We start from the raw sequence: 13,870 nt of genomic DNA on the forward strand, positions 1-13,870 counted from the left end.
GGGATAAATATTAATTTATTCCCCCAGTTTTAGCTGAATAATAGATTAAAACATCAATCGGCTATTGTCATTACCGTAGATTCTAAATACGGTATTTAAATCAATTCCATTACTTAGTACTACTTGGACACAAATTCCATCTTTGTCATCTAGTTTTGTTGTAGCTAAGACTAAGCCTCCCTCTCGCCAACCACTAGCAAGTTTGTATTCAATGGTGTCTCCTACTTTCGGCAAAACGTCGCTAGTACCTTTAATGAGATACATACCACGCGTATTTGCACCACGAAACTGCGCTCTAGCGACCATTTCCTGTCCACAATAGCAACCTTTATCAAAGCTGATAGCATCATATAATTGTAGGTTACAAGCTTGTGGTAATAAAATGGCCATATTGCTATCATCAATAACTGGATAACCCGCCAATAAATCAAGCTTTAACCAGTCGCTACATGGATTTAAATCATTTGGAATCGGTTCTGGCGTTATCATAATGACGCGTATTTCAGGTAAAGATAACTTGATGTAGGTGATATTATTTTCAGTTAAACAGCTTCTATCGTTTAGTTTTGCTTTGATTTCAGTAGAAATGGCATCGCCAACCAATCCAATCATATTTAAATCTTGGGCAGGTTCGATAGATACTTTAGAAAAAACAGCATATTTGGCAAGTTCAGCAACCTGTTTTTTTACAACGCTTTTGCGTTCAATGTAGTAAATATCGTTACCTCGTTGAAATAACAATAAAGTACTCCACATTTTTCCTTTATTGTCGCAATGAGCTGCATAAAGTGTAGAATGTTCAGAAAGTCGGTTAATATCGTTAGTTATTTGTCCCTGCAGAAAAGTTCGATTATCCTTGCCAGAAACTTTAACCAACTGCCAGTCTGCAAGTGAGATTGGTTTAGAAGAAATATTGCTCATATTTGTACCTTTTGGTAATGAAGAATTCTAGTACTATTATGACTAGAAATACTTAGGTTCTGAGTGTATATAAAAAATAAAAAAATAACAACAAACCAATCTGCAATCTTTGAATAAAATTGTTAGTTTTATGGGGGATTGATGATATATAAAAATTGATATTATCGATATTCAATTTTATTTATAATGCCTTTAGCTCATTGACTTTATTGATTTTTATTGCAAGTTGATGCAAAATGACTCACTATATAATAAATCAATAACATTGGAGGCAACAACCATGATGAAGCTGTCAGGTGCAGAAATGGTTATTCAATCTTTGATTGACCAAGGAGTAAAACAGATATTTGGTTATCCCGGTGGTAGTGTTCTTGATATTTATGATGCAATTCATACACTAGGTGGAATTGAACATATTTTAGTTCGCCATGAACAAGCTGCGGTACATATGGCCGATGGTTATGCAAGAGCAACGGGCGATGTGGGCGTGGTTTTAGTTACATCAGGTCCAGGTGCAACTAACACTATTACAGGTATTGCAACCGCTTATATGGATTCGGTACCGTTAATAATATTATCTGGGCAGGTTGCTAGCAATTTAATTGGCAATGATGCATTTCAAGAGTGTGATATGGTTGGTATTTCACGTCCAATTGTAAAACACAGTTTTTTAGTCAAAGACAGCAAAGACATACCTGAAACCATCAAAAAAGCGTTTTATATTGCCTCAACTGGTCGGCCTGGCCCTGTCGTTATTGATTTACCTAAAGACATTGTTAATCCTGCCAACAAATATAATTACCATTATCCAAAATCAGTGACTATGCGCTCTTACAACCCAACCATACAGGGGCATAAAGGGCAAATTAAAAAAGCGTTAACCACTTTATTAACAGCTAAAAAGCCTGTTTTGTGTATCGGTGGTGGGGTGATTGCGGCAAATGCCAGTGATGTAATTAAAAAATTTGCTGAAAAATTAAATTTGCCAGTAACGTCAACACTAATGGGAATTAGTGCCTTTCCTGGCACTGACAAACATTACCTTGGCATGGTTGGTATGCATGGTGTTTATGAAGCCAATGTTGCAATGCATAATGCTGATGTTATTTTGGCTATAGGGGCAAGGTTTGATGATAGAACAACAAATAATGTTAAAAAATATTGCCCAAAAGCCAAAATTATTCATATTGATATCGACCCAACCTCAATATCAAAAACCATTATGGCAAGTATCCCTGTTGTGGGTGATGCTAAAATGGTGGTTGAAACAATGCTATCTCAAATTGATGAGCTAAATGTAGAGCGTGATTTAGATGCATTAGTTGATTGGTGGAAGCAAATTGAACATTGGCGAGCTCGTCACTGTTTAGCGTATAGCCATGAAGGTGAAAGCATCAAACCTCAAGAAGCGGTTGAAGTATTGTATAAATTAACGAAAGGCGATGCATTTGTAGCAACCGATGTTGGCCAGCACCAAATGTTTACAGCGCTTTATTACCCATTTGATAAGCCACGTCACTTTATTACCTCCGGAGGGCTTGGCACAATGGGATTTGGATTGCCAGCAGCGCTTGGAGTTAAATTGGCATTCCCAAAAAAGACCGTAGTTTGTGTAACGGGCGATGGTAGTATTCAAATGAATATTCAAGAGTTATCAACCGCATTGCAATATGGCCTACCTGTGCTTGTTTTAAATTTAAATAATCGTTTTTTAGGTATGGTTAAGCAATGGCAAGATATGATTTATGCAGGCAGGCATTCTAGCTCTTATATGGAATCACTCCCCGATTTTGCCAAGATTGCCGAAGCCTATGGCCATGTTGGAATGGTAATTACTAAACGTGAAGAACTAGAACCAAAACTCAAACAAGCATTAGCCATTAAAAACCGCTTAGTTTTTGTTGATGTTATGACCGATGCTACTGAACATGTTTACCCAATGCAAGTTCGTGGTGGTGCAATGAACGAAATGTGGCTTAGCAAAACGGAGAGAACTTAATGCGTTATATCTTATCAATTTTAACCGAAAACGAACCGGGCGCATTGTCACGAATTATCGGCTTGTTTTCGCAACGTGGTTTTAATATCGAAACTATCACCACTGCGCAGACTGAAGATCCTACCATGCACCGTATGACAATACAGACTAGTGGTGACGAACACGTCCTTGAACAGATCCAAAAACAGCTACATAAGCTAGTTAATGTTTACCGCGTGCATGATTTAACCGAAGGACCTCATGTTGAGCGCGAAATTATGCTCGTTAAAGTTGCTGCAAAAGGATCTGATGCTCGTGATGAAGTTAAACGTTGCGCTGATATTTTTAGAGGATCAATTGTAGATGTAACAGCAACACATTACATCGTACAATTATCGGGTACTAGCGAAAAACTAGACTCATTTTTAGCCTCGATACGTGAAACTTGCAACATTGTTGAAATTGTTCGCTCTGGCATTATTGGTTTATCGCGTAGTGAAAAAACAGTTAAATAACTATATTTATAATTAACCTATTTATAATTAACATATTTATAGATAACTTATTTAATCAAGGCGAGGCGCATTATGCGCCTTAATTTTGCCAAAGATACAATAATAAAAAAATATAAAAATATAAAAATATAAAAGAAAAATTATATTGTTAACTTTATTTATTACTAGTAATAATATAAGGAAAATATAGGGATGGAGTTTTATTGGTTATTTAAAGTTTTTTTGATAGGACTTGCTTTATTTTCTTGGATTAGCTATAGGTCAGAAAGACATCAAAATAAACAAAATTTAAATGATATTGTTAATGAACGCATTTCAATAAGAAAATTAACTGAAGACGAATTTCAGCTTCTAAAACCTTATTTGGATAATAAATGGTTGGTGTTTCCTTATAAATATCAATCTTCTCTAATTGATTTAGAAGTATCAGAGTTAGTAGGGGATTGTGTACGACATAGTTTATACACAAATTCTGAAGAAACATCATTTTATTATGAGATTGGCGGCATTGAACTCTTTTTTCCTTATAATATGTATCATCATATTTCAGATTTTAACGAGGTTGAAGTTGTTTTTACCCAAAGATATGCATTTGTTGTTAAAATCAATGGTTATGATATAAAAACTGCTGCAGAGTCTCAAAATGGGGTCATATACTCAGAGCTCGATGAACCTTGGCTATACGAACAATCTTTTGATCTTGAAACTTTAGAAGATGATGAGCTAAGTAGTGGCAAAGCAGCGAAAATAAAATCAGAAACTGATAACAAAATTAACAATGTTCAATTGTTAGAGCGAGAAGAAACACCATTAGAATCAAAAAATAAAAACAAAAAAACGAATGGCATATTATCAGCGTTTTTTTTGGTATCAATGACAGTATCTTTCCTGATGTATTGGCATTTGACTAATTCTGCCATTCTTGTTTTAGTCATTTTTAGTTTTATTCTTTTTATTCTATTTTATTGGTATCAGCCAAAGTCTAAATACGATTTACACAAAGTAAAATGTATTAAAGGCTTAATTAGCGCTAAACAAACTAATACCAAAAAAGTGACTGTTGGTAAAAATTATATTTTAAACGTTCCACATTATTGGTTGCCGTTCCTTCCTGATAAATCGTCCATTCCAGCTAACATGGAGGTAACAGTAGATGATAAAAACTTAATTTGTTATCAAAACACGCTTTCAATTAACAACGAAATTGAACGATTTGGGCCACCCAAATTTGTTAAATGCAATTTAATCCTCTTTATTACAGGCATTGTTTTATCTATTGTTGTCTATTTTCAAGCAAGTATTATTGATAATGCGTTATTGGCTTATCGGACTGTTAATGAAAGTATAACATCTTGGAATCTAGAAGATGAATCAACCTTAAAAAATAGCCCAATTAAAAAGGTGATTTGGTTAACATAAAAATGAGTGGCGTATCATGTGATGTCAATGAAAAGAGCAATGAAAAAGGATGCCATACATTATTTATCAACAATCAACCTATTGAAAATAATCACGTAGCATCAATGGCGGATCAAATGAAAAGCTTGTTTGATAATAATTTTATTGATACTCATATTGATCGTGATGTTATGAGAGTACAGCAATATCAAGACAGATTGAATGAAATGTATAAACAATATGATAGGCGAGCATCAATCTATAGCATGAATATCAAAAGCCTTTATACAAAACTAAAAAATATAGGAAAAATTGTTACTACTTTAGATAAAGCTTGCAACGTTTTTGAATTGGATTGTCATAACGTTAGAAAAGAATTATCTATATTTTATAATAGTTCTAATTGGCAAGAAATAGTTAAAAATGCTGAAAAGTATCCAACTTATGATGAGGTGGTTGATAGCAATCTATATCTAGGCTTGATAGCTTAATTTCAACATTAAAGAAAGATATATTAGTAAAAATAAAGAGTAAAGTTTCAAATTATCAGCATCAAAAATCGAGCCTAAAAATTGATTTATTTAATTATAGCTACAAAGACATAAGCACCCTAGATCGTGTAAATAATGGAAATCTTCAACAAGATTCATTATTAGAATTAAAGTTAAATCATTATTATGATGTTCTATTGGCCAAAGCAGGAACAATCAATGTTGTTGGATTGGTTAAAGACATTTATTATCAAGATAACAATACAATATCAGGTTTAAAGGTTGATGCAAATTATTGTTACAGTATGAATTTAAATGATCTATTTTCATTAACATCGCCAGTTTTAATAAGTTTGGTTATTTTTATTGTTACCGCCTTAACCTCATTTTTTAATGGCATAATAATGTGTTATAAATTAATTGCAAATCGTCGACGACAAACAGAAATCATTAAATTTTATAAAAATAGAATAATCTAATTATGATATAACCTATTGTGATGTAGAAATTAAACGTAATTGCATTTAATTTATACATTTTTAAATATAAAAAAATAGAAATAATAACAACGATAAAATAAGGAAAACACAAAAAATGGATACAATTTCCACTTTAAAAATCATTTTACTCTTAATTACGTTATTTAGTGCCTTAATTGGTCTAAGTAAATGGTCTGATTTTAAATCTGAACGTAAGCAAAACAAAAAAAATCTAGAAGATTTTATAAATAACCGCAAAACAACAAGAAGATTAACAGCAGAAGAACTTGAGCTTATAACACCTTACCTTACCAATAAAAAATTAGTTAAACCTTATAAATTAAAATCATCATTAATTGACTCCGAAGTATCAATTATTGAGGGTTCTTGTATTCGCCACAGTTTTTATACCAATTCAGAAGAAACGGATTTTTATTATGAGATAGATGGTATTGAAGCGCTATTTCCTTATAATTTACAGCTATTTTCTTTAAGTCATAATGTTGCGGAAGTGGTTTTTACCTCGAATTATGCGATAGTTATTAGTTTTAATGGCTATAGTTTAGACACATTAGCGGATTTTGGTGCTACACCTAATAAAAAAAATAGCCTATATAGTTCATCGCCTTCATCTTCCGAGTTAACTCGGCCAATAAATGAAGATGAGTTGCAACTACTTGAACCTTATCTCAATAACCCAACCATGGTCGAAAATTATGAGCATAGTTCCACGTTAGTTAGTTCTGATGTGTCAATTATTATTGGTCCATGCATTGCTATTAACCATTCTAATAATAGCAACGATCCTATCTATACTTATCAAATTGGTGATATTGTTGTCTTTTTCCCTTATGACATGGAACGATATGTTGAAGATATTAACATCGTGCAAGTTGTCGTTACTGAACACTATGCATTAGTAGTCAAAATCAATCAATATGACTTAAAAACAGCAAAACAAGAACAACTGCAGCAACAACGGCAAAAGCAACAAAATAAAAAAACTTATTTTGAATCCGCTTGGAAAAGCAAAAAAGAAGAAATCTTACCGGAACAAAACCTAGCCGATGCCAATGACAGCATAATGAAATTTGATGAAGAATATATTGAAATAGAACCTATAATTAGTTATAAAATAGTTGAACAACGTCAAGAAACACCGATAGAATCTTCAAATAGAAACAAAAAAAACAATGGCATATTGGCTGCTGTTTTTTTAGCTTTAACTGTTATAATCTATATTAAATATTGGTACACTTTTGACTCATGGTTACCGCTATTTATTGGGCTGAGCTTGCTTGTATCTATTGTCTTTTACCTGCGTAAGGCACAATCTTGTACCTTAGAGGTTAACTGCATAAAAACAAAAATTCACTATAAAGACGACATAAAAAACAGAATACTCGTTGGCGATAATCGAACTTTAAAATATCCCGCCTATTGGACTCCTTTTTTACCTTATAAATCTGATGAAGATGTTGATATTGATGTCATTGTAAAAAAAGAAAAACTACTCCGTTATGGCAATTTATTGTCCATCAGCCGTGAAATTGAAGAATTTGGTCCACCCAAATTTATAATGCGCAACCTTATTTTATTTGTTACTGCGTTTATTTTATCCATTATGACTTTCAAACTAGTTGATATCACCAGCAATTTGCAACTAGCTACTTATCCTTTAGATAGCAATGTTTCTGTTTGGGACATTAAAGATGCCAAATCTTTAAAAAACAGCCCAATCAAAAAAGGCGATTTAATTAATATAAAACTTAAAGGTGCATCATGTAATGCAGAAAGCGATATGTATTTGGAAGATTGTGATAAAGTGTTTATCAACCAACAAATTGCGAGCAATATTGAAGAAGCCAAAGCGAATAGTAATTTAGTCGACGCATTATTTGACGGCGACTTAATTAAAACAGTACGCGACAACGACGTAAAACAGCTTGAAAAAGAGCTAAATAGCGAAAAAAACAAAAAAAACAGCAACTACAACAAGGAATACCAACCCGGCAGTGTGTTAAGCAAACTGTTACATGTTGATCGCTTAATTCTAACTGTTGACCAAAGCTGCCAATTATTAGAAGAAGACAAATGCAAACAAATAAAACTAATTCTAATCAAAACTATCAAACTAACCGACAATGAGCTAGAGCAATGGCCACAACTAGTTGAATATAGCAAACAACACCATAACTACGACAAAATTATCGTAGCAAGTACGCTTGAATACTTAGAGACACAAATCAGCAACTTACAAAAAAGTATGTCATTTTACTACCTAGACAAAGCAAACACAGCTCTAACTAATTATCAACAATCACCACAAAGTGTCAGCTTAGCGTTAGCAAATGCAAATGAGATCAAAATCAACTATCCAGATGAAGACAAAGACAAAGACAAAGACAAAGACAAAGATATAGTCTTGTTAAAAACATACTATAATGCCTTATCAGGAAAGGGCGGAAAGGTCAAAGTTTCAGGTTTAGTGACAGGGGTTGATTACCAAAACGACAACACCGTTTCGAGTCTAACTATCGATGATGACCTACTATATCGCATCTATCAACACCAGCTATTATCATTAACTTCACCAGTATTTATTGGTGTTGTTATTTTTATTATTACAGCTTTAATGGCATTGTCTAATGGTATAATAATTTGCTGCAAACTTATTGCCAATAATCAACGAAAAAACAACATCATCAAAGCATATGAAAATAGAATCAAATAATTACTCTATTTAATTGATATTTTTAGCCTATATTCGCTAAACGTGTAATTAATCTAGTTGAAATTGTTCGTTCTGGTATTATTGGTTTATCATGTAGTGAAAAGCAGTAAATCATTAATTTTAGTGGTTAAGAAATTAAGACTCAATTGTTTCAGATAGTTATTATTATAAAATAAGATTTATAAGGAATTAGTTATAATGCAGATATTAGGTTTGGTCTTCTTAATTCAATTTATTATTTCATTTGTTTTTTATCCGATAAAAAAGTATAGAAGTACTAAGTATAAAAAAAAGCTAATGGCAGGTAGTTCGGTTAACAACCTCAAATCTATTAGAATGTTAACTGAAGAGGAAAGAAAAAGTGTAGAAAGCTATTTATCGATAACATGTGACCAATCATCAGGGAAAAAAAGTCATTTAGTTTCTAGAGAAGTGATGTCAATATCCGGTGAGTGTGTCAAACAAACTGAATTTTCGCCTTCCGAAAACACTTATTTTTATAAAATCCATAATATTGATATTGTATTTCCTTTCAACATGGATTGTTACCTTAGTGATTATAACGAAGTTGAGATTGCGCTTACGCAAAATTTCGCTATCGCGGTTAAGTTAAATGATCACAAAATAGGTTCAGCATTATATGCTACCTATTTGGCAGATGAAAAAAATGATAAACAAAGTTCGGTATATTGGCAGAGCGGCGTTTCAAAATTCTCAAAAGGCGAAAACTTAGATGAAAATATTAAACACACTGTAAGTCCACATCCTAAACTGAGTGAAAAATTGGGTTACGAAATTTTATCAGTTCGAAAAGAAACATCGCAAGAATCAGCTTCCCGTAATAAATTAAATCGAGGGATACTCACGGCATTTTTTTGTTTTTTTGTAGTAAGCTATTTTAATCGTTTTTGGGATACAAAAGAGTTGAACGATCTGTTTTGGTTTGGAGTGAATTTTCTGGCTGCTATTTACTTTTATTTTCGTAAACCAAAATATAAAGCTAAAGTGCGATTTATTAATCAAGTAAAAGGAAAAATAAATAAGAAAATTGTTAAATCCAATGAGATTAAAATTGGTCATGATTTGAAATTAAAGTATCCTAAAAATTGGCAATCATTTATCCCTGAAAATAGCACTTTTGATGTTAATTTAGATGTTGATATTGACAGTAAAAAAATTATCCGTTATGGCTACGACATGTCAGTTAGTAAAGAGGTTGAACAATTTGGCCCACCAAAATTTTGGGGGCGTAATTTATGGCTTTTTTTAGTTGGCATGTTCTACCTTTATGCTGTCAATTATCAAGCAAAAGTCAGTGATAATTTCTCATTTGTTTATCATCAATACAATCACGATTCTAAACGTTGGTTTTTTGATGATGTATCAAAATTAATAACGAGCAACATCAAATCGGGTGATGTAGTGAAATTTAATTTTTTAGATGTGTCATTGACATGTGAAGTACCTGTTAAAAATCAAGCCAATAGATGTATTCAATCATTAATTCACAGTGCAACTACCGATACCTCTTTTCATTTAGCCAGTTCCACAAGATATTTTGTTTTACATGGTATAAATAAAAAGACAAGTTCTCAATCGGGTGAAAGTGTAGATCAACAATCTGACAAAAACTTTCATGTAGATCATATCGTGGTCACGATGTCGGGATTCGTTTCAAATGTTGATTATGACACTAATCATACCATTTCAACATTAACCATAAATATGCAAAAGTTATACCAAAAAGATATAAGCGAAAATCTATTGCCAATTTGTGTAAACCTGCTGTTATTTTTGCTTTTAGCTTCAGCGACCATTTTTAACGGTATTATGTTCTTGTTGAAACTGATTCAGAATCGACTTCGTAACAATAGAATTAAAAAGTTATACGCTAATGGTATAATTTAGATTGATTTTCGCGATTATTGATATTATTTAATAAAAGTTGATTAGCTAAACTCGTTATAAGTTTGGCTAATATGCTTGTTGAAAACATCCGTTAAAATTAATTATTCAATTGTTAGGTAAGACAGATTCTGTTATACTAGTTTCCCGTCTGATTCATCATATATTGCATTGGTTTTTTATCATTTAGCCTTAGTGTAATATTATTCTATTAAATAAATAATGGTCTGGTATTAATGGTCACGAATTATATTTTTGTTACAGGCGGTGTCGTTTCTTCTTTAGGTAAAGGCATTGCCGCAGCATCACTTGCTGCAATTTTAGAAGCCCGCGATTTAAAAGTCACCATGCTTAAACTTGATCCCTACATTAATGTTGATCCAGGTACAATGAGCCCGACTCAGCACGGTGAGGTTTTCGTGACGGAAGATGGCGCCGAAACCGATCTTGATTTAGGGCATTATGAACGTTTTATTCGCACTAAAATGACGCGAAAAAACAACTTTACTACTGGTCGCATCTATTCTGATGTGTTGCGTAAAGAGCGTCGTGGCGATTATTTAGGGGCAACAGTTCAGGTTATTCCTCATATCACAAACGCAATTAAGTCGCGTGTGGTTGATGGTGCTAAAGGTTTTGATGTTGCGATTGTTGAAATCGGTGGCACAGTGGGCGATATTGAGTCACTGCCATTTTTAGAAGCAATTCGCCAATTAGCCGTTGATGTGGGTCGTGAACATACGTTGTTTATGCATTTAACATTGGTTCCTTATTTAGGATCAGCTGGCGAAGTTAAAACCAAGCCGACACAGCATTCAGTAAAAGAATTATTATCAATTGGTATTCAACCCGATGTGTTAATTTGCCGTTCTGATCGTGTTATTCCTGCTAATGAGCGCGCCAAAATTGCACTATTTTGTAATGTGCCTGAGCGTGCGGTGATTTCACTTAAAGATGTTGATTCAATTTATAAGATTCCTGCATTATTAAAATCACAAAATTTAGATACCTTTGTTTGTAAACGTTTTAATCTTGATTGTAAAGAAGCCGACCTTTCTGAGTGGGAGCAAGTTATTTATGAAGAGGCGAATCCAGTTGGTGAAGTGACCATTGGTATGGTGGGTAAATATATTGCGTTACCTGATGCCTATAAATCAGTTAATGAAGCGTTAAAACATGGCGGATTAAAAAATCGTTTAACGGTGCATATTCGTTATATTGATTCTGAAGATCTTGAATCACGTGGCAGTGAGCTACTTGAGGGCTTAGATGCGATTTTAATTCCTGGTGGATTTGGTTATCGTGGCGTTGAAGGCAAAATCATGGCAGCTCGCTACGCGCGTGAAAATAAAATTCCATATTTGGGTATTTGCCTTGGTTTGCAAGTTGCTATGATCGAATATGCTCGTAATGTTGCTGGCATTAAAGATGCAAATTCAACCGAATTTGTGAAAGATTGCGCAAGTCCAATTATTGCTTTAATTACTGAGTGGAGTGATCAGTCGGGTAATGTTGTGCAACGTAATGAAAATAGCGATTTAGGCGGCACAATGCGTTTAGGGTCTCAGATTTGTCATTTAGAGCCAAATTCATTAGTATACGGTATGTATAAAAATGAATCGATTACTGAGCGTCATCGTCATCGTTATGAAGTGAATAATAATTTATTACCAGAAGTGGTTAAAGCAGGGTTAAAGGTGACTGGGCTTTCAACCGATAAAAAATTGGTTGAAATCATTGAAGTTCCTGATCATCCTTGGTTTGTTGCGTGTCAATTCCATCCAGAATTTACTTCAACACCGCGTGATGGACACCCGCTATTTAGTAGTTTTATTAAGGCTGCTAAAGCTTATCAAGAGCAGCAGCAAAAATAGTTTTAAATTAACATTTGTAATATATCTGTCATATAGAGGAAAATAACATGGCAAAAATCGTTAAAGTACATGGTCGTGAAGTGATCGACTCTCGTGGTAATCCAACTGTTGAAGCGGAAGTTCATTTAGAAGGTGGATTCGTTGGTCTTGCTATCGTTCCATCAGGTGCGTCAACAGGTTCGCGTGAAGCGTTAGAACTTCGTGATGGTGACAAATCTCGCTTTTTAGGTAAAGGCGTATTAAAAGCGGTTGAAAACGTTAACGGCCCAATTGCTAAAGCTGTAGTGGGTAAAGATGCGTTAGATCAAGCTGCTGTCGACCAAGCTATGCTTGACTTAGATGGAACTGATTTTAAATCTAATTTAGGTGCTAACTCAATTCTTGCTGTATCTTTAGCAACGGCTAAAGCAGCCGCAGCTGCTAAAGGTGTGCCACTTTATCAACACATTGCTGACCTTAACGGCACTCCAGGTCAATATTCAATGCCATTACCTATGATGAACATCATCAACGGTGGTGAGCACGCTGATAATAACATCGACTTACAAGAATTTATGATTCAACCAGTTGGTGCTAAAACAGTACGCGAAGCAATCCGTATGGGTTCAGAAGTGTTCCACAACTTAGCAAAAGTTTTACATGCTAAAGGCATGAATACTGCTGTTGGTGATGAAGGTGGTTTTGCGCCTAACTTAGGTTCAAATGCTGAAGCGTTAGCATGCATTAAAGAAGCAGTAGAAAAAGCAGGTTATGTTTTAGGTAAAGACATCACTTTAGCAATGGACTGTGCTGCGTCTGAATTCTATAACAAAGAAACTGGTAAATATGTATTGAAAGGTGAAGGTAACAAAGAATTCACTGCTCAAGAATTTACTCATTACTTAGAAGGTTTAACTAATGAATATCCAATCGTATCAATCGAAGACGGTTTAGATGAAAGCGATTGGGAAGGTTGGGCTTACCAAACTAAAGCATTAGGTCACAAAATCCAATTAGTGGGTGACGATCTATTCGTAACTAATACTAAAATCTTCAAACAAGGTATTGAAAAAGGTATCGCTAACTCTATCTTAGTTAAAGTAAACCAAATCGGTACATTAACTGAGTCTATCGCTGCAGTTAAAATGGCAAAAGATGCAGGTTATACTGCGGTTATTTCTCATCGTAGTGGTGAAACCGAAGATTCTACAATCGCTGATTTAGCTGTTGGTTTAGCTGCGGGTCAAATCAAAACAGGTTCAATGAGCCGTTCTGACCGTGTTGCTAAATACAACCAATTAATCCGTATTGAAGAAGCATTAGGTTCAAAAGCACCATTCAACGGTTTAAAAGAAGTTAAAGGTCAATAATTCGTTTTTACAAAAGACGTTATTGCTTAAAAAACGGTGACTAGTTCACCGTTTTTTATTTTCATTTAATTTAATCTTGCATAATCATAGGAACAGTTGCACCAATTCAGGTTGTGTTGTACTCTTATCGTTTGATTTTTTTATGGCTGATTATAAATATCAATGTGTATTGATTTAATCGCCAGTAATTGACAGAATAACTAACTCGATTTTAATTTCTACTTAT

General features: G+C 33.8%; 9 protein-coding genes. 8 read left to right on the top strand and 1 reads right to left on the bottom strand.

Annotated elements, in window-relative coordinates; translation table 11 throughout:
- Positions 1-45: 45 nt before the first annotated feature.
- A complete protein-coding gene (gene ygfZ / locus GQ590_RS07375) occupies positions 46-921 on the bottom strand; it encodes a tRNA-modifying protein YgfZ (protein WP_160407884.1) in 876 nt (291 codons plus the stop codon).
- Positions 922-1,201: 280 nt separating this feature from the next.
- Here ygfZ and ilvI point away from each other — a divergent pair, with 280 nt between their 5' ends.
- The 8 genes from ilvI (at position 1,202) to eno (ending at position 13,644) form a co-directional block, all read left to right on the top strand.
- Positions 1,202-2,920, top strand: coding sequence for an acetolactate synthase 3 large subunit (gene ilvI / locus GQ590_RS07380; RefSeq protein ID WP_160407886.1), 1,719 nt, complete (start codon positions 1,202-1,204; stop codon positions 2,918-2,920).
- On the top strand, positions 2,920-3,414 hold the full coding sequence (gene ilvN, locus GQ590_RS07385) for an acetolactate synthase small subunit (protein WP_065561163.1): 495 nt from the start codon (positions 2,920-2,922) through the stop codon (positions 3,412-3,414). Before ilvI ends, ilvN begins: the two co-directional genes overlap by 1 nt.
- A 192-nt stretch (positions 3,415-3,606) precedes the next feature.
- Complete coding sequence (locus GQ590_RS07390) at positions 3,607-4,833, top strand: IgaA/UmoB family intracellular growth attenuator (RefSeq protein WP_160407888.1); 1,227 nt, start codon at positions 3,607-3,609, stop codon at positions 4,831-4,833.
- A 2-nt stretch (positions 4,834-4,835) separates the two neighbouring features.
- Positions 4,836-5,303 (top strand): hypothetical protein, encoded by a 468-nt coding sequence (locus GQ590_RS07395; RefSeq protein WP_160407890.1) that lies wholly within the window; start codon positions 4,836-4,838, stop codon positions 5,301-5,303.
- A 594-nt stretch (positions 5,304-5,897) separates the two neighbouring features.
- On the top strand, positions 5,898-8,516 hold the full coding sequence (locus GQ590_RS07400; protein ID WP_160407892.1) for an IgaA/UmoB family intracellular growth attenuator: 2,619 nt from the start codon (positions 5,898-5,900) through the stop codon (positions 8,514-8,516).
- Between the two features lie 198 nt (positions 8,517-8,714).
- Positions 8,715-10,424 carry an IgaA/UmoB family intracellular growth attenuator gene (locus tag GQ590_RS07405; protein ID WP_160407894.1) on the top strand — a complete coding sequence of 570 codons (1,710 nt, stop codon included), beginning with the start codon at positions 8,715-8,717 and terminating at the stop codon, positions 10,422-10,424.
- A 233-nt stretch (positions 10,425-10,657) separates the two neighbouring features.
- Entirely contained in the window at positions 10,658-12,295 is a 1,638-nt protein-coding gene (gene pyrG / locus GQ590_RS07410) for a glutamine hydrolyzing CTP synthase (protein ID WP_160407896.1), read from the top strand.
- A gap of 47 nt (positions 12,296-12,342) precedes the next feature.
- On the top strand, positions 12,343-13,644 hold the full coding sequence (eno, locus tag GQ590_RS07415; RefSeq protein WP_065589160.1) for a phosphopyruvate hydratase: 1,302 nt from the start codon (positions 12,343-12,345) through the stop codon (positions 13,642-13,644).
- Positions 13,645-13,870 lie beyond the last annotated feature (226 nt).

The sequence above is a fragment of the Gilliamella sp. Lep-s35 genome (genome assembly GCF_009795845.1).
In the GTDB taxonomy this organism is placed as follows: Bacteria; Pseudomonadota; Gammaproteobacteria; order Enterobacterales; family Orbaceae; genus Gilliamella.

Excerpts from the sequence above, each read along its gene's own strand:
- GQ590_RS07405 (WP_160407894.1), top strand. The coding sequence starts at position 8,715 with ATGCAGATATTAGGTTTGGTCTTCTTAATTCAATTTATTATTTCATTT.
- ilvN (WP_065561163.1), top strand. The coding sequence starts at position 2,920 with ATGCGTTATATCTTATCAATTTTAACCGAAAACGAACCGGGCGCATTG.
- ilvI (WP_160407886.1), top strand. The coding sequence starts at position 1,202 with ATGATGAAGCTGTCAGGTGCAGAAATGGTTATTCAATCTTTGATTGAC.
- GQ590_RS07395 (WP_160407890.1), top strand. The coding sequence starts at position 4,836 with ATGAGTGGCGTATCATGTGATGTCAATGAAAAGAGCAATGAAAAAGGA.
- ygfZ (WP_160407884.1), bottom strand. The coding sequence starts at position 921 with ATGAGCAATATTTCTTCTAAACCAATCTCACTTGCAGACTGGCAGTTG.
- GQ590_RS07400 (WP_160407892.1), top strand. The coding sequence starts at position 5,898 with ATGGATACAATTTCCACTTTAAAAATCATTTTACTCTTAATTACGTTA.
- eno (WP_065589160.1), top strand. The coding sequence starts at position 12,343 with ATGGCAAAAATCGTTAAAGTACATGGTCGTGAAGTGATCGACTCTCGT.
- GQ590_RS07390 (WP_160407888.1), top strand. The coding sequence starts at position 3,607 with ATGGAGTTTTATTGGTTATTTAAAGTTTTTTTGATAGGACTTGCTTTA.
- pyrG (WP_160407896.1), top strand. The coding sequence starts at position 10,658 with ATGGTCACGAATTATATTTTTGTTACAGGCGGTGTCGTTTCTTCTTTA.